At 59.8% G+C, this 16,877-nt stretch carries 14 protein-coding genes; 4 read left to right on the top strand and 10 right to left on the bottom strand.

Annotated features, from left to right (window positions below; all coding sequences use genetic code 11):
- Positions 1-159: 159 nt before the first annotated feature.
- The 6 genes from ACVOLQ_RS20950 to ACVOLQ_RS20925 all read right to left on the bottom strand — a co-directional run bounded on the left by ACVOLQ_RS20950 (position 160) and on the right by ACVOLQ_RS20925 (position 5,502).
- Entirely contained in the window at positions 160-630 is a 471-nt protein-coding gene (locus tag ACVOLQ_RS20950; protein ID WP_049468901.1) for a hypothetical protein, read from the bottom strand.
- A gap of 42 nt (positions 631-672) precedes the next feature.
- Positions 673-1,188 (bottom strand): hypothetical protein, encoded by a 516-nt coding sequence (locus ACVOLQ_RS20945; protein WP_481529182.1) that lies wholly within the window; start codon positions 1,186-1,188, stop codon positions 673-675.
- A 222-nt stretch (positions 1,189-1,410) separates the two neighbouring features.
- On the bottom strand, positions 1,411-2,832 hold the full coding sequence (locus tag ACVOLQ_RS20940) for a hypothetical protein (protein WP_481529181.1): 1,422 nt from the start codon (positions 2,830-2,832) through the stop codon (positions 1,411-1,413).
- Positions 2,833-2,866: 34 nt separating this feature from the next.
- On the bottom strand, positions 2,867-3,178 hold the full coding sequence (locus ACVOLQ_RS20935; protein ID WP_481529180.1) for a hypothetical protein: 312 nt from the start codon (positions 3,176-3,178) through the stop codon (positions 2,867-2,869).
- Positions 3,179-3,211: 33 nt separating this feature from the next.
- Positions 3,212-4,423 carry a ComEC/Rec2 family competence protein gene (locus ACVOLQ_RS20930; protein ID WP_481529179.1) on the bottom strand — a complete coding sequence of 404 codons (1,212 nt, stop codon included), beginning with the start codon at positions 4,421-4,423 and terminating at the stop codon, positions 3,212-3,214.
- 155 nt (positions 4,424-4,578) lie between these two features.
- Positions 4,579-5,502: a LysR family transcriptional regulator gene (locus tag ACVOLQ_RS20925; RefSeq protein ID WP_481529178.1), complete on the bottom strand. Its 924-nt coding sequence runs from the start codon at positions 5,500-5,502 to the stop codon at positions 4,579-4,581.
- A 140-nt stretch (positions 5,503-5,642) separates the two neighbouring features.
- On the opposite strand from ACVOLQ_RS20925, the gene ACVOLQ_RS20920 reads away from it, so the two are divergent.
- Positions 5,643-6,038 (top strand): RidA family protein, encoded by a 396-nt coding sequence (locus ACVOLQ_RS20920; RefSeq protein WP_054662439.1) that lies wholly within the window; start codon positions 5,643-5,645, stop codon positions 6,036-6,038.
- A gap of 215 nt (positions 6,039-6,253) precedes the next feature.
- Here ACVOLQ_RS20920 and ACVOLQ_RS20915 read toward each other — a convergent pair whose 3' ends face one another.
- The gene (locus ACVOLQ_RS20915; protein ID WP_032966102.1) at positions 6,254-7,129 is read right to left on the bottom strand and encodes a LysR family transcriptional regulator; all 876 of its coding nucleotides are present in this window, start codon (positions 7,127-7,129) and stop codon (positions 6,254-6,256) included.
- Positions 7,130-7,382: 253 nt separating this feature from the next.
- On the opposite strand from ACVOLQ_RS20915, the gene ACVOLQ_RS20910 reads away from it, so the two are divergent.
- The 3 genes from ACVOLQ_RS20910 to ACVOLQ_RS20900 all read left to right on the top strand — a co-directional run bounded on the left by ACVOLQ_RS20910 (position 7,383) and on the right by ACVOLQ_RS20900 (position 11,799).
- Positions 7,383-9,128: a glutamine--tRNA ligase/YqeY domain fusion protein gene (locus tag ACVOLQ_RS20910; protein WP_481529177.1), complete on the top strand. Its 1,746-nt coding sequence runs from the start codon at positions 7,383-7,385 to the stop codon at positions 9,126-9,128.
- 599 nt (positions 9,129-9,727) lie between these two features.
- Entirely contained in the window at positions 9,728-10,915 is a 1,188-nt protein-coding gene (locus ACVOLQ_RS20905) for a hypothetical protein (RefSeq protein ID WP_481529176.1), read from the top strand.
- Between the two features lie 59 nt (positions 10,916-10,974).
- Positions 10,975-11,799, top strand: a complete 825-nt coding sequence (locus ACVOLQ_RS20900; RefSeq protein ID WP_481529175.1) for a hypothetical protein — start codon at positions 10,975-10,977, stop codon at positions 11,797-11,799.
- A 318-nt stretch (positions 11,800-12,117) separates the two neighbouring features.
- On the opposite strand, the gene ACVOLQ_RS20895 is transcribed toward ACVOLQ_RS20900, so the two are convergent.
- The 3 genes from ACVOLQ_RS20895 to ACVOLQ_RS20885 all read right to left on the bottom strand — a co-directional run bounded on the left by ACVOLQ_RS20895 (position 12,118) and on the right by ACVOLQ_RS20885 (position 16,419).
- Entirely contained in the window at positions 12,118-12,993 is an 876-nt protein-coding gene (locus tag ACVOLQ_RS20895; protein WP_481529174.1) for an SMODS domain-containing nucleotidyltransferase, read from the bottom strand.
- Positions 12,994-13,016: 23 nt separating this feature from the next.
- Positions 13,017-13,607 carry an SLATT domain-containing protein gene (locus tag ACVOLQ_RS20890; protein WP_481529173.1) on the bottom strand — a complete coding sequence of 197 codons (591 nt, stop codon included), beginning with the start codon at positions 13,605-13,607 and terminating at the stop codon, positions 13,017-13,019.
- A 907-nt stretch (positions 13,608-14,514) separates the two neighbouring features.
- Positions 14,515-16,419, bottom strand: a complete 1,905-nt coding sequence (locus tag ACVOLQ_RS20885) for a putative bifunctional diguanylate cyclase/phosphodiesterase (protein ID WP_481529183.1) — start codon at positions 16,417-16,419, stop codon at positions 14,515-14,517.
- Positions 16,420-16,877 lie beyond the last annotated feature (458 nt).

The raw sequence follows: 16,877 nt of genomic DNA, 5'->3' as shown, positions 1-16,877 counted from the left end.
GGCAACATACCCCCGGCGGAAGCGGAGGCGGCGTACTACGCCGGCAACACGGGTCACGCCATCGCGGCGTGACTCAAACGAAATGGCCTCCGGAGAAGCCGGGGCGATTCACCATGAGGGCAGCGGCGACGACCCATCCGCATCGGACGCAATCACCTGCTAAGTCACGTCATCAACCCAGATGACCTGATTGACCAAGTCCCCGCTGGCGTCGAGTCCCAAGATTAGATGGGCCGTGTGCAGGTAACCTAGCTCCCGTCGAAAGGCGAGTAACTTCTGCCGGTCGTAGTCCAAGCTGCCGCCAGGCTTTTTCATTTCTATGGCCAGGAGGTTGCGCGCATCCGAATTCCGTTCGTGAACAATGATGTCTGGGAAGACGGTAGTGGCCCGGACCTCTCGGTCAAAGGCGTCCCGTGGCGGCAAGTAGAGTCGTTTGGGGTCACCAAAGTGGCGGTTGTACTCGCAGTCGATACTGAGCGGCGGCGGGACAAGCTTCGGATCGTGCATGTAGTGGGCAATCCGGCAGGAGAGCGCCCGCTCGGTCACATCGAGCTCGAGCAATATGCGGTCAAAGCGGATGACCTGGTCGACCGCCTGAGTTAGAAGCTTCTCCGCCTCTTCGCGCTGCATGTACTCCGCCTCCTCGGTATACCGCCTAGTCTGCGGAAGACATCAATGGTCGTACTGGGCGCGGAGCGTCCGGCCGATGTGCTCCATCATCGGGGTCGCTTGGCGCATGTTGCGTTCGAACAGCGTTACCGCCTCGGCCTCCGAGTCGACCAGGGAGACCTGTGTCAGCTGCCCGCAGAAACCATCCAGAGCCACACGCAACGCATCGTCTGCGACCCGCTCCTTGAGGATCATGGCCCATCGACGCGCCAGTCGGTTCTCCTCGGAGAGCGTCTCGCCAACGGCGTTCTTGCCCCAAACACCCGTGCTTCGGAAGGCGTGGCGATCCTCCAGGTGGCAACGCGCTTCCAAACGAAGCAGGTCACTCAGCGCTTCTTGTAGCGCAAGCAACGTGTTCCGCTGGAAGGCCCGGCCCTGGCCCCGTCGTCTGGCTTGGTCGTCCGCTGCCTGCAGGGACGCTGCATGGCGGGTGGCGATGTACGCGGTCACGACGCTCGCGGCCGCACCCACCACCGTACCGATCAGGGCGCCGATCGCCCCCCACGTTGCCGGTTCCATGATTTCCCCTGTGCCCTGATTCGCTAAGCAAAAAGACGAACAAATAGTGCTAGTACCCGAGGCTACCTCAGTACGTTCTGGAGAATCCACCGCCCCCGAGGTTGGCAGTGCAGCGCCTTTCGCACATGCACCGGGTGGAACGTGGAGCTGGACCGGTGCTTGCGCGTGCTCCGGCTTTCAGGGGCTGCCTGGGCATTGGCTTCTCGTTGCTACGTGCTGGCGCTAGTACTTAAATGCGAACACGACTTTCGTCAGGTCTTCCTCCTCGAAAGTTTCGAAGTTCTCCCCTCTGGTCTGAGACAAGCCGATGGAGAAATTAGAGTCTGGAATTGCGTATGTCAGATCCATCGAGAGCCGGCCGGGGTTCTCCAAATCCCCAGAGAGAATGCGCATGTAGCGATAGCCGATCGAGAACGACAATGGCGCGAGCGGCTTGACCCCGGGAAGAGAGAAACGAAGGGTCAGCTCTCCACCGATGCCGGCGTAGTTGTCATCGACTAGGGACTGAAAGTCAGTGTTGCTACCTGCGTCTTGGACGCGTCCATACTCGGCAAAGAGTCCGGCGCGACAGTCAAAGTCAAGCGGACCGGCAGTGCGGGTTGCGCCGCAGACCGCCTTGGCGCCGCTCGGAAGGTAAGCAAGGTCGACCAATCCCACGCGAGCTCGCAGGATCGTCGAGTCCTTCGCCATATCGTCAGTCTGGTAGGCGACCGCCGTGAAAGTGCCATAGGCACCTTGGCCGTCCTCGTCACCGAAAGACCTTCGATACATCAGCCCAGGACTAAGCGCCCGGATATCCTTACTATCGTCGTCGTCACCTGGTGCTTGTGTCTCGGACGTGCTCGCGAGGTAGTGCAGGAAAAGAAAGGCGGCGTCGTTCGGTCCCAGCTGTGTACCCACACCGACCACGGCTTCAGCGGTGAGAACCGATGATCCTTTGACGTCGTCGTCAGTGAACGACAGATTGGCCCCGGACGCCTTCTTGAATGCTTCAACGTCCCTCTCACTTCCGGCGGGAGCCCGAACCACGGCTAGGTCGTCTATCTTTCCTCGTAGCGCCAGAATTACCCGGTCGTCAGACGGATCGGAAGGGGGTTTGGGGGCCGCAGCGGTGCCGTCTCGAAAGACGCAAAGGATCCGGAGGGGTGCCTCACTACCTCCCAAGACAGGAGCGAACAGCCTGCGTAGCGCGGCGTCTCTAGCATCTGGCGTGTTGATGGATGCCAGCGGAGTAGCTGGGTCCAGTCGGTACTTCGATTCCTTCGGATTCTCGGCGAGCCAAGCCAAGTGCTCCGCCAAGTCGTATCGGATGCTCTGGATCGCTGATTGCTGGGCGGTTGTGAGTCCAAGACCATCCACGTCGCCCGCCTCGACACTGCCCCAGTGCAGCACCCATCTCATTGCCAAAACATCCGCAGGAATTGGAGCGTTTTGGTCTTGGTCACCAGGAAGGCGAGGTAGCGCTGCGAAGTTGAGCTGGTATGCCAGGCCGACTTGGCCGAAGAGCGGCGCAACCTTTAGGCTCCCCTCTTTGTTGCAGAAGTAAGCTTGATTGGCCTCAGAGAAGACGGCTGTCAGTTCAGGGCTGGCAGAACTGGCTTGGGCAAGCACATGGAGCGGAGCGATTAAGATGACAACTGCCAAGGCGCACGTGCGGAGTTGGGCGATCCGAGTCATTTCACACCCCGTACTTGTCTTTCAGTGCAATTCGCTTCGTGAGCTGGTGGCGCAGGCTCCGCAGATCCTTTCGATAGGTCTCATCCACCAATGGGGTGTCCACTGCCAATCCAGAGAACGGCGGGCCTTTGGGAAGGTGGTCATGAACTAATCCTTTGAGATAGCCATCCCAAACTGACCACGACACACCCATTCCACCCTTACGCAACGGCTTGCTTGGCGTGGTCGAAAACGAGAATGGTTTGCCGACGCGTTCCGCATACATGAGTTTGATTGCAATCCCGACGGCTTCCTCGATCTTCGCGACTTTCATTCTGACTCCCCTATGTTTGGCATTGTTTCGGCGCTACTCGCAACGGTTGGGCTCCACATACGAAGTTGTGATGCCGCCATCGCTACCGAAGAGGATGTCAATGTCATCGTCCTTCGACTTATCCCCACACGCCGGCACGGACGTCTCGGCCCATTCCCCCTCCTCGGCGTCGCTCGCGCTGTTGCTGCCCCGATCAGTCCGAAGGAGATGTGCTACCGGGATTCCCGCTGCAAGAAAGCGAGCGACGGTTTCCCGATGGGGGTGTCCGTGCCCGCCGCCCGCAGAGAAGATGACAAACTCTGGCGCGACCGCGGTGATGAAGCACTTCGCGCTTCCGTTGTTGCCTCCGTGATGGGAAGCAATCAGCACGTCGGCGCTCAGCAGATCCGCTTCCACGTTCTCGACGGCCCATCCCTCCGAGCCTGTGCACGTTTCGTCGTCTGACCCACGCAACGGCCGGCCAATTGCGTCGCCTGTCACCAGGATCGATCTGCCACCATGCGAGATTCGAACCATGATGGAGACAGCATTGGAGATCTCTGAAGGGCTCATTTGCCCCACGTCCGGGAACTCGTGCCATCCCGCCAGGAAGGTGATCTCCACTTCGCCAAGCTCAAACACCTGGCCAGATGCGAGCGGCGTTGCTTTCAGGTTGAGGACGGATGACTGATCCGCTGCGACCTCGCCGATTGCCTCCCGTGCATTGAAGAAGGTGGTGCATCCGGAGGCGCCGACGTGCGTGCAGTGCGGCGGCGTGTAGCCAGTCCACAGTAGTGTGCCTACCTCCCTCGATTCCAAGATGAGCGGCAGGTTGCCAAGGTGGTCTCCATCGCTGTGGGTAAGCACCACCATGGACAGACCCATGTCCGGCAGGAGCTTGTCCACCCCGTCGGCACAGGCGTTTCCGATCCAGTGACCCGCGTCGACGAGAAATGTGTATCCCTCCGCCGTAAGGCCGACGACGCAAAGACCCTGACCGACATCGACAACCCGCACGTGGAGATCGGGAGGTTCTACCGCCTGCAAGCGACCAAGGTACCGGTTGTTGCGCTCCTCAACCTCCAAGCGTCGCACGACGGCAGGGGGCGCCCGTTGGACATCACCTTCCCCTTCGAGTCCCCTTATGACGACTACGGTCTGTGTTGGCGCAATCGACCCGGCTTTATCTGGACGCACAGGTTGGGTGGCCGAGCACGCGGAGAGAAACAGGCCCGCCGACATGGCGCAGCAGAGCAACAATCTCATGGCGACTCTCCCCAAGTAGCTCGCTAGTACCGCCAACTACTGCCAACGGCGACCGGCCTCACGGGCGGACACGCCGGAGGGGCAAACTGAGGTCGGTCGTGGACACCCTGATTGGAAAGGCATAGCCAACCTGCCTGAAGAGGCATAGCGCCAGGCTATGGCATTCGCATCGTCCCCGGGGCGCGACGCGCCATCAACTCGACGATCCAATCGATGAACACGCGCAGCTTTAGGCTTACGTGCCGGTTCGGAGGAAAGGCCAAGTAAAGGGGCATCGGATCGAGCTGCCAGTCTTCAAAAAGAGGCACCAACTCTCCCCGAGCCAGTGGGGCGTGAGCCATGTACGTCGGCAACCACAACACCCCTAGCCCCGCGACGCCGGCGGCGAGGTAGGCGTTGCCATCATCTACCGTCAGCACCAGGCGACCGCGTACCTGCAGGCGCTCATCGCCCCGGTGCAGCGTGTGGGCCAGCGGCGTGCCGGCCCGCGAGCCGCGATAGCCGATAACGACATGCTGGCCGTCGTCCAGGGCCTGCGGGGACGCCGGCGTGCCGGCCCGGGCCAGGTAGGCGGGCGCTGCGTAGACACCCAACGGTAGGTCCGCGACATGGCGGGCGCGCAGCGACAGCTCGGTGAGTTCGCCACCACGCAGGACGCAGTCCACGTTCTCGTCGATCAGGTCCACCTTGCGGTCGCTGGCGCCAAGGTCGAGCTGGATGTCGGGGTAGCGCGCGTGGAAGTCAGGCAGGGCCGGCACCAGCACCAGGCTGGCAAATGGCGCCGGCACATCCACGCGCAGTCGTCCACGCGGCGCGGCGGATTCCGCAGAGAGGCTGGTTTCGGCATCGTCGAAGTCTGCGAGTAGGCGTACGACTCGCTCGTAGTACGCGGCTCCATCGGCGGTTACGCTGACCTTTCGCGTGGTGCGGTGGAGCAGTTTCACGCGCAGGCGCGTCTCCAATTGCTGAATCAATTGGGTCACGCGGGTCTTGTTCGTCTGCAGCGTTTCGGCCGCCTTGGTGAAGCTGCCGGTCTCCACCACGCGGGCGAAGGCCTGCATCGCGTCTATTCGGTCCATGCGCGGCTCCGGGTAATGGCGGGATTGTTCGGATTCTACAAACAGTGATGCCGGCTTTGACTCGTTTATCCGGTCGCTGCGAGCGCCTAGAGTGACCGCTACGTACCCGCAATCCCTCTCCCACCACAGGACAATTCCCGATGACCACACGTGAAGCCGTGTTTCCGGCCGGCCGGAATGAGCTTTTCATCCAGCATTCTTACTCCGCCGCCATCCGATCGGGCGATTTCCTCTTCGTTTCGGGCCATGTGGGTAGCCACAGCGATGGTTCGCCCGAACCCGACTTCGAGGCGCAGGTGCGATTGGCATTCGCCAACCTTCAGGCGACCCTGAAAGCCGGCGGTTGCACCCTGGATGACATCGTTGATGTGACCACCTTCCACACCAACCCCGAAAAGCAGTTCGACACCGTCCTTGCTGTGAAGAACGAAGTCTTCTCGGCCGCGCCCTATCCAACTTGGACCGCCCTCGGCGTCAATTGGCTCGCGGGTTTCGATTTCGAGATCAAGGTCATCGCCCGCATTGGAGCGGCCTGAGCCGCGCGGTCGGTGTCGACCCGAAGCAGGTAGCTTGGCGGTCAAGGCAACGATCCACAAGGAGCTGGTGCTCGCCGCGATCTCGATGGCGGCGGGCACCTCAATCCCCGCAAAATGTTGATACACGCGGATTTGAGTCCTATCCCACGGCTAGCGGGTAGTTCTTATGCACTGCGAGCATCGACGCCATGACGCCTATGCACATGGATCATCAATCAGTGCCATTCGTAGTTCGATGCGAACTGGGCAAACTGCTTTAGCTCGACGGGTGTAGCGGATCCTGAGGCCATCGCCATGACGAGATCATGCTCCAACGTGAGGCCTTCGATCAGTCGAGTGACCATGCCAGGAACTGCAACGGACCGCTCCGGGAGAATGCAGACGGCCCTGCTCTGAGCTACGACGCGCTGGACCCAATCTTCCCGGTCTGTCCGGAAGCGGGGTCGCATGACGACTTCTCGTCTGGTGAAGTGATCCTGGATCTGCCCGCGGTACTCGCAGTTAAGCCGATCAATGAACGGATAATCCACCAAGTCTTCAGCGCGGATGGTGTCAAACGCAGCCAATGGGTGATCCGCTGCGCAGCCCAGCACCAGGCGCTCCCGAAACAGGGGTACAACGGACAACCTAATGTCAGGCCTCGAACTCTGCGGGAATATGCACGCGTGATACCTTCCCGACATCAAACCCGAGACGTCTTCGCTGGATTTGAGCGAATGCAATTTGAACTCGATGGACGGAATCTGTTCCAGCGCACTGAGAAGGAATGGGACGAAAGTAGTCGCCCCCACGGTCGGCGCAACCGCGATATCAAGAACTTGATGTTTTCCCTGCGCCCAATTGTCGGAGTGCTGCCGCACGCTCTCCAGCGCAACTAGCATTCGCCGGAACTCTAGTTCGACGTGCTGTCCCAATCCCGTAAGTCGGCTGTTTTTCCCCTTTCTATAGATCAGGGGCCCCCCGAGTTCCTGCTCCAGGCGGAGAATTGCCCGGGTGAGACTGGGTTGGGAAACACCGCTCAACTTCGCAGCGCTCGTGAAGTTGAGCGTTTCTGCCAAGTGGATGAAGTAGCTGATCTGATGGAGTTCCATAGCCTTTTAGCCTTGGTGGCGAGGCGTACTAACGCGGAGGTGACGGCGCATCAGCATTCCGCCTATATATGCGCCACGCACATAATACCTGAAATGGCGAAACTATGTGCGCGGCGCATATTGCTGCGTCCCAGGCCGACGGATACCCTGCTCTGAGGCGCCTGCCCGTTCAGTTTTGGGCTCCGGGGTGGGGCCGCGAAAAAGGCGGCAGACCACCCGCCAACCCCTATCGCCCAACCACCTGGCCGACCGCATGACCTCGACTCTCGCTCCCCCTGACGCCAACCCGCTGAAAAAGAACGACTTCATTCGCCAGATCATCCGCGAGGACCTGGCCGCGGGCCGCCACGCCACCGTGCGTACCCGCTTCCCGCCCGAGCCCAACGGCTATCTGCACCTTGGCCACGCCAAGGCCATCTACCTGAACTTCGGCATCGGCCAGGAGTTTGGCGGCCCGGTGAACCTGCGCTTCGACGACACCAACCCGGCCAAGGAGGATCCCGAGTACGTCGAGGCCATCAAGGAAGACGTGCGCTGGCTGGGCTTCGAATGGGCCGAGCTGCGCCACGCCTCTGATTATTTCGAGGTGTTCTACCGCAGCGCGCTCAAGCTGATCCGCGACGGCAAGGCCTTCGTCTGCGACCTCAACGCCGAACAGGTGCGCGAATACCGCGGCACGTTGACCGAGCCGGGCCGCAACTCGCCTTTCCGCGACCGCAGCGTCGAAGAGAACGTCGACCTGTTCACCCGTATGCGCGACGGTGAGTTCCCCGATGGCGCCCGCACCCTACGCGCCAAGATCGACATGGCCAGCGGCAACATCAACCTGCGCGACCCAGCCATTTACCGGATCAAGCACGTCGAGCACCAGAACACCGGAAATGCCTGGCCGATCTACCCGATGTACGACTACGCGCACTCCCTGAGCGATGCCCTGGAAGGCATCACCCATTCACTGTGCACGCTGGAGTTCGAGGACCACCGGCCGCTGTATGACTGGTTCGTGGATAACGTGGACCTTGTGCGACACCCGGAGCTCTACCAATCCGTGATCGAGGCCGGCTTGGTCGCGCCGGTAGCGAAACCGCGGCAGATCGAATCCTCCCGCTTGAACATCAGCTACACCGTCATGAGCAAGCGCAAGCTGCTCACCCTAGTAGAGGAAGGCCTGGTGTCGGGTTGGGACGACCCGCGCATGCCCACCCTGCAGGGCCTGCGCCGCCGCGGCTGCCCGCCGGCGGCGCTGCGCCTGCTGGCCGAGCGCGTCGGCATCAGCAAACAGAACTCCCTGATTGACTATTCGGTGCTGGAGGGCTGCATTCGCGAGGTCATGGACTCCACCTGTGTCAGAAGATTCGCGGTCGTTGATCCTCTCAAACTGATCATCACCAACCTCGAGGGTGGTTACGAGAGCCAAGTTTCGTTCCAAAATCATCCAAAGGATGCCGCGTTTGGTGAGAGGAACGTCTTCTTCTCACCAGAGATATGGATTGAAAGGGAAGACTTCGCGGAAGTGCCAGCACCTGGCTTTCATCGGCTGGCACAAGATAGGGAAGTTCGTTTGCGCGGGGTCGGACTAATCAAGTGCCACGAAATTGTGACGGAGGATGGCCTAGTCAAAGAGCTGCGCTGCACGCTAGACCCTGACTCGCGTCCCGGAATGTCCGGCGCCAACCGCAAAGTGAAAGGAACGATACATTGGGTGAGTGCAAAACACGGGGTGCCGGCAGAGTTCCGACTCTACGATCGACTTTTCTCAGTTCGGGATCCGGACAATGATAAAGACGGCAAGACGTACCGCGAGTTCCTGAATCCGCTGTCTGTAAGGGTTGCCTCTGGCTATGTTGAAAGGTCGGCGGCCCCTGTTGGTCCAGAGACACGGCTACAGTTCGAACGACTGGGCTTCTTTGTTGCCGATCGCCGCGATCACACCTCCGGCAAGCCGGCGTTTAATCGCACTGTCACGCTCCGCGACACTTGGACAGACAGGCATGGTTGAAAAGGTCCGTCTGTCAATGAGGGCGGACATAAGCGGATAGAGGCCGCTGACCCCCGCTGGGGTCCGAGAGGCCTCTGCGGCTCGACCGTAAATTCGGCCGGACGAGAGAAGGCAGACTCCGCTACGTAAGTCCCCACGCGCTAACTGCCAGGCGCCGTCGCGCCCGAGAAAGTCGCTCGCCGAGGGGATCGCGCGGCCTCCTAGCCCGCCGGGGAAACGGTCGATTTGGACAGGTAATGGCGCCGAGCTCACACACATTGCAGGCGCTGCTCGACTTCAATCTTTGCGCCGGCAATAGCGGGCCAGGGATTCTAGTATTGAGTGAGCCTTCCCGCGGGGGTGCTGGCGACCAGCATGTCGGATCGGGGCCGCAGACACCCGCTTCCGGAAGATAGCGGACTCGGCTTCCGCAGCCTTCGCTAACGGGACTTGTTGGGCGAGGTGGCAGTCCTGAGGTCGTCGTATGGCCGCCTAGGACGATCTCTAACCTGCTCCCACGTCCGACATTCTGGTCGTCTGCCGTGTGTATGGATATAGCCGAAGCACTCTCTGGCAAATAGTCGCAGCACTGCACATCACCCAAATCAGGACTACTGTGAATGGAAGATCTAAAAGGATCGGAACTCGAGAAGGCCATCGGTCGGCTGGACGCCACGGCCGTGGCCGGGTTCGTGCAGTCAAGCGGAAGCCGTACGGCCAAAGAGGTGGTAGATACGCTGTGGAAGAGTGAGTCGTTGCTCGACAAGCATGGCACCAAGAAAGACTGGCCCGCGCGACGAAAGTCGTTCATAGCGAATGTAGCTATGGCGCTCACCAGTCTCGATGCCGATGCGGCCGCGACGCTGCAGGCGCTCCCGGATCTGTTGAATACCGTCGACATCAACTTCGCAAAAATACTCCATCAGACGGGAAAGTCGGCGGGAGCGGCCCTGCCGCCGATCACACAGGTGGCTGCCGCCACGGCCTTTGCGTGCCAAATGCTGGAGATGCTTGAGAAAGGCGCACAACAGGACATGGACAAGGGTCCCGAGTTGCGGGTGAAAAGCAACTTTTCGATTGGAGGCCGCATTGTCAATCCGGACACGGAGCTATTCGGTGTTCTCAAGGCCATGGGCGCAACGGTGCTGCTCCTCGCGTACCAGAATAGCTGGTTGAACAAGGCTGGCGAGGTCGTGCTGCCGAGCGCGCTCCACCGTCCGTCAATCGACGAGATAGAGGCTGTGCAATCGGTGCTGAGCTTTGCCGCAGCATGGGGCGGCTGGGAGCGGGCACAGGTCCGTGCCCGCTTTGACCATCGCCCGTTCGAATATGTACCACCGCCGCTGCCGAAAAATACTCCGGCCGGGATCACGTCCATCCTGGATGTTGAGCCCAACCACGACGTGGAGTTGGTTGACTACATTGCTAACGATAGATTGCTCGCGCGCACCCATCAGCAGTACTTCGAGATGCTGGCGAGCGGGTACCGAGGTGCTGACCCCAGTTTAGACGAGCACACGCCGCTGGCGCCGGCGGCCTTTGTCTCATTCGAGGAAAAGCACGGGCTCTATACGCTATTTGAGTACTACTCGTACGACGTGCAGAATGATACGAAGCAATATGCCGGCCTAACGCTCATGGAGTGGCTGCGCGGCTACGCGATCCTGCGGCGACTCGCCGCAGAAATCGTGACTGCAGCCACCGACCACCCGTGCCCGCAGTTGGCAGAGGCTGAGATCGTTCAGTACTTGACCCGTGGTGGGCTGAGCGGACCGCCGCTCACCGCTTCCTCAGCCACTGCTGCCTGACGAGCCGACGCAGCGACATCTACGACCATCCGTTCATTCGCGTGGGCGAGGACCGTTACTTGTTCGTCGCGCCGAGCCAACGGAATGGGATTCTTGGCCCAATCATTGTTTCGGCACTCAACGGGGTTGGCGCAACGGTTCAACGCAAAGGAACCGAGTTCGAGAAGCGTCTTAGAAAAGAAATCCAGGGGCCCGGCCGCAAGGTCGCCCACTTCACGAAGAAGCGCGACAAGGAAGAATACGACTACGACGCGCTAATGGTCTGGGGGAACTTCTGTTTCTTGTTCGAGTGCAAGAATCACACCCTCTCAGGCGGGGTTATTCAGCTGGCCTATCATGCGCGGCAGGAAAGTGTCAGCCACGCAAGGCAAGTCCGCCGGTTGGTTGATGGGCTTCTGAAACATCCGGACATGCTCGATGATCAACTGCCGGAGGCCCGCGGGAAACTGCTTGTGCCTTGTGTCATCAACAACCTTCAGTACTCGGTACCGGACGGCGTCGACGGGGTTCTATTTGCCGATTCGTCGATGATCAAGCGGTTTCTCCACCTCCCGGTCATTGGCCAGGTCGGAATGCGCGCGGGACAAGAGCCGATTAGAACTCCTGGCGGTGAGATCATTCGACTATGGGCCGGCGATGCACCGACCCCTTTGGAGTTTCTGCGACATCTTCGATGTCCAGTGCAGTTCATTCTTACCCGGAACCACACCAAGTGTCAGCGTATCCTCAGCGGCATTTCTGAGTACGAAGCCGTGGCCGGGGGAGAGTACGCGACCTCCGATGTCGAGATTGCATCGGGCCGCGCGGCGGCTATGGCGTACGACTCACTTGTTCCTCTCTGGAGCGAAGCGGACTGGGCGGGCCGACTCACGCGGATTCCTTAGGAGCGGTACGCGCGTGCCTCGCTTCTGTGGCGCGACTCCCTCGTGAAATGGCACTTCAGGTGCCGCTGCGGGCGCTGGTCGACTTTGAACTTTACGCCGGGATGCGCTGACCAGCGATTCTGGTGTTGACTGAGCCGGCACACTGGAGCAGCGGCGACTGGACCGCCAAGGGCGCCGACTTCCGCTTCCGGCCAGAAGCAGACATCCCGCTACGCTTTAGCATCACTTTAATCGACCCGCGTACATCCATTGCGCGGCACCCGTCGGGCACGCCTGCGGGTCGACGACCCGGTCGAAGGAAAGGCTGGATGCCTTGGGTCAGCTCGGGAAGCGCGTTCCGAAGATCTCCCGCCACTTCTGCTTGGATGACCACTCGCGCTTAGGATCGGCCATCTCATGCTGGATTGCTTCCAGACTCAGGTTGTAGCAGCGTTTGGCCTTGTACTGGAAGCCACCTCCGTACACGTATGAGCTACTGCCCGGTGCCCGCCAGAAGGTCTGGTCGGCGCTTTGGTCAGCCATGAATTTGAAAAAGTCGCGGCACATGAAGTCGTAGTACAGGTACGACTTCTTCTTGTTCTCCCAGTTCTCGATGAACTGGTACGCGAGCGTATCGATGAGAAGCCCACCCATCGGAACCGACCATTCGCTCTTCCACTGGCGCATCATCCGGCACAACGGCACTAAATTGTAGTTGCACGCGATGTTTCGGGTGCGGATGGCGGCAATCTCGGCCCGCGGGTTGGTGGTCCGCCACGAGCCGCCGGCATTGGCGTCGGGGTACGTATACAACCCGTCGGAATGCGGAAAGGCTGGAACCACCTCGAATGTCATATCCCAAAATGCGACCTGAATGACCTGACCGTCACCGCGGATGCCGGTGTTGGGATAGGTCTTTTGAATCGAAGACTTGACCGCCTGCAGCAGCGCCGACTGACCGTTGAGGAGGTAGGCGTTGTACTGGGTGTACAGCGCCCAAGGCAGCTCGAAGATCATGTCGACGTCGCTGATGCCCCGTATCGCGGTATTTCGACCGTAGGAGCCCACGTACAGGCTATGCGCCGTCGCCGAGGTCGTGCCCCAAAAATCGGTGTTCAGACGGGTGGTCAGTGCTGCATAGCGGGTGGAAATGCTGGTCGCGGTGTCGACCTGCAGATCGTCACAAAAGGTTTGAAACCAGTTGGCCAGTCCCATGATGCGGCTTCGCTAGCTCAGACTCACGAGCGCAGTCCCCACGCCACGGCGCCGGCGACCAGAGCGACCAGGAGGACGATGCCCGTGACGGTGGCCGACAGCGGGATCTTGTCGCGCCAGAAAGTGAAGGGCCGCTTTTCTTGCAGCCAGCTGCGCTCGGCCTGCCAGAAGAACTTGTAATGCGCGTACCAGTCGCTCAGGAATATCTGCTTGCTGATGCCGATGCGTTGGGACTCATCTAGCAATTCCCGATACCGGGTCTGCAGGTCATCTAGGTTGTCGGCCTCCCCGCGACTTTGAATTTCGTAGTACACCGAACGGAGAATGGTGAACAAGGTCGTGAGTCGACTCCCAACCCGAGCATATTCCAGTCGGCCGTCCTGGTAGGAATTGAAGTAGAAAACCGCGTACGACACGATGAGGAGAAAGGCTGCCAAGACCCTGTTGTCCAAGGCGGGAAAGCCAAGCGCCAGGATGCCGAAGGCGAAGCTAATCACGCTAATCCAGCCAGGCGCCTTTTCGACGATGTCGTAGGTGGCCAGATGCTTCTTGGCGGCATAGCCGATGTTGTAGCCGCTTTCGGCAACGTCCTTGAGCAACAATTCGCGGTTCATCCCAGGTCATCCCTTCGATGACGCCCCAAGGGGTCGGAGCGACCCCTTGCCAGTTTAGCCTGAGTAGCGGCCGCCCGCCGGGGGAGTCAATGCGAGGCCGCAATCAGGCGCCAGCGAATGGGTGCAGGCGGTTTGAACTGGTGGTGGTTTTGCGGCGACAACCGATTTCCATGCGTGGACACACTGTTGTCGGCGCAGTGCTCGCAGGGGTAGACGCCGGAATGGAGTGTATTGGTCCCGGAGGTATGCAGGGCATAGCGACGCCACCCAGTTCTGAGCAGCGCTTTCATCTGGAGAAGAGCCCTCCTCCGTCCGCCCGGTCGGACGTTCGCTTCGGGTCGGAGGCGGATGTGGCCTGAAACAAGACCTGGCCCCGGTCAGCACCAGCAACTGATCCGACTGTGGTCAACGTCAAACGGATTCGTTGCTCAACCGGGCCGAAATACACAGCCGCTGAAGGGCGGCACGAAGTTACAACCGTCGCGTGTGCCCGATGACCACTTCGGGTTGGGAGGCGACTATGCGCTCGGACCTCCAACGGAGCGATGGCTGCCTAGATCTCGCCGGAAAATCTCTCATGGACAATATCCTACGACCAATTACGGAATTGGCGGCGGATTCTCTTAAATTACGAGACTGACATTTACGTGCCGTAACTTGGGTTCTGTCCGCACCATCCGCGGCCTAAGACAGCCGCGGCGCCTTGAATCGGTGCCCGAGGCGGTACCCAGGCCGCTTATGGCCGGAAGCGACCGTAGCCGGATACACAGGCTAGGGCGTGGTCAGCATCAGCGGCCTAGGCCGCGTCGACCAGCACCAACAATCAAGTTAGACGCTGCATACACGCAGCGAGCCGACCGTCCATGGCGGGCAGCGAATAGCCAGGGGCTCGTCAACGCCCTAGCATCTAGCCGGGTGGCGCTCCGGGGGCAGGGGAAAATAGTGTTTCGCAGCTGTGCAGCAATGTCGGTACGAACTCCTCCAGCGGCACTGCCCGAGAGAAAAGATAGCCTTGGCCAAACTCCACGCCAATAGCCCGCAGTGCGGCAAGCTGCTCAACCGTATCAATGCCCTCTGCGATGACCTCTCTCCCAAAAGACCTTGTCAGAGCGGCTATGCCCTCGACGATTGCTCTATCACGGTGGTCATCGATCATGCCTGCCACGAAGCCGCGATCGATTTTGACGTTGTCGATCGGCAACTGTCGAAGCCAGGACAGTGAGGAGTAGGCGGTGCCAAAGTCATCCAGGCTCACCTTGATCCCAGAGTCACGAATACTGGACAGCACGTCTGCCGCCCGCCCCAGATCGAGCATCAAGGCGGACTCGGTAATCTCAAGCGTCAGGGAATCTGGTGTGACATTCGCGCGAGTTAACTCGTCAGCCAAGAGTTCAACGGTACCTGGGACCACGATTTCTGGAGCCGACATGTTGATTGCTATTTGCAAGTCGGTGAGCCCCGACTGCTGGCGAAGCTTCGAGATGCTTTGGCATGCCTCCCGAACGACAAACCGGCTTAGGTCAAGGATAAGGCCAGAAGAAAGCGCGACCGGAAGAAATGCATCAGGAAAAATCACCCCTCGCTCCGGATGCTGCCAACGAAGAAGGGCTTCCACCGCCACGCAAGTTCCGCACTCGAGCTTAAATACAGGCTGAAAGAAAAGCCTAAACTCCGCGGCTTCCAATCCATCTCGCATTTCCTGTTCGAGCTCAAGCTGTGCGGCCAGGCGTGATCGCATCGCGGAATCAAACTGAACCAGGCAATTTCCGCCGGACATGTGCGCAGCGCTGGATGCCAGCTGCGCCTCGCTGATCAACGCGTTGACGTCATCTGGCGCCAGTAGTTCTCGTTGGCTGTAGCCCGAACTCCATGTCAGAGGAACGCGCTGCCTGCCAACCTGTACTGTAAGTTTCAGTGCAGCCGACAAGGTGTGGAGCGCATGAGTAAGCGTGACAGCATCGCTATTCTTAGTGAGAAGCGCGAATTCATTTGGGGCCGTCCTGGTTACGCGCCAATCACCGGGTGCCACGCGCAGCAAATGTTGTGCAATCTGCTGCGCCACGGTGGCCATGGTCCTATTGTCTAAAGCGCCTAACAGGTAACTGCATTGATCGACAGACGTAACAATTAAGGTGACGCCGGAAGTGTTCTCTGACGCGGCGGCATGCAACGCGCCATCAAGGTAAGCCCGGTTGGGAAGCTGCGTCTGCTCATCATGAGTACAGCGCCAAAGTAGTTCCCGCTGGGTCTTGCTTGCTTGATGCCGTTCATGAGCCAGCGCAATCTGATTGGCGACGCCAGAGGCGAAGTGTTGCTCCTCCGCCGTCCACAGTCGCGTCGTGCCCCTGTGCTCATGGCACAACACGCCCAGGTAACGACCAAACGCACGAACGGGGACGTCGAGCAGCGAGAGAATTCCAAGAGGCTCGAGGTAGTCCTGTGACAGTTCGCTTGTACGTGCGTCCGTGCGCGTATCCGTCACCGTAATCAGAAGTTCGCTAGAGATGGCAGAAAAATAGTGGGGATAGTCCTTCGCAAGAAAGACATCAGGTACAACTGGTCCACCCACCTCTCGGTCCCACTGGTGGGCGCACTGGATGCCGCGAGGAGCATCGGTGAACAGCCACAGACCAACACGGTCGACGTCCAGGGTGGTCGCCAGCACGGCCAACATGCGCATCAGGCTGTCGTCCAGATCTTCAAAGGGCGCATTCAACAACAACAAGAACGCCTCTCGATACCGCTCGCAGCGTAGGACAACGTTGTCGCGATCACTCTCGCCTTGCTCGGGCGAGACGGGACTGCCAGTCATATGCACTGGACTCTCCTAGAGCGGGTCACGCCCGACATTACCTCAGATCATCGCGCCTGAAACATACGCCCAATTGTGTCCAGGGAGCCCTCAAGCAAGGGCGCATAAGGAGCGTCTTATGAGCTAGCAATCGTGTTTGGAAGCGGAAAGCAGCCGACTATGTTTTAAAGGCATCGTTCCAATGCGTTTGCACTATTTGACTTAGAGATGGCGCTTCTCAATAGTCAGCGTGCGCTCGTTTCTGTCGCGCCCACTAGGGGAGTACTTCCATGAGCATCAACCACTCAAGATTCCAAAACGGTCTTGGATGCATCGCGCTGTCGATGTCATTCCTCGTACTTGCGGGATGTGAATCGCCCCGTCTTTCCCGGAGGCTCCAAACCTTGAGAGGATGGAGCCATGAGCAACAGATTGACGAGGTACGCACCCGAGGTGCGTGAGCGGGCGGTGCGGATGGT

Source organism: Stenotrophomonas sp. STEN031 (assembly GCF_056759975.1).
Note: the sequence above shows the minus strand (reverse complement) of the source record. Positions and strands in the feature narration are given on the sequence as shown.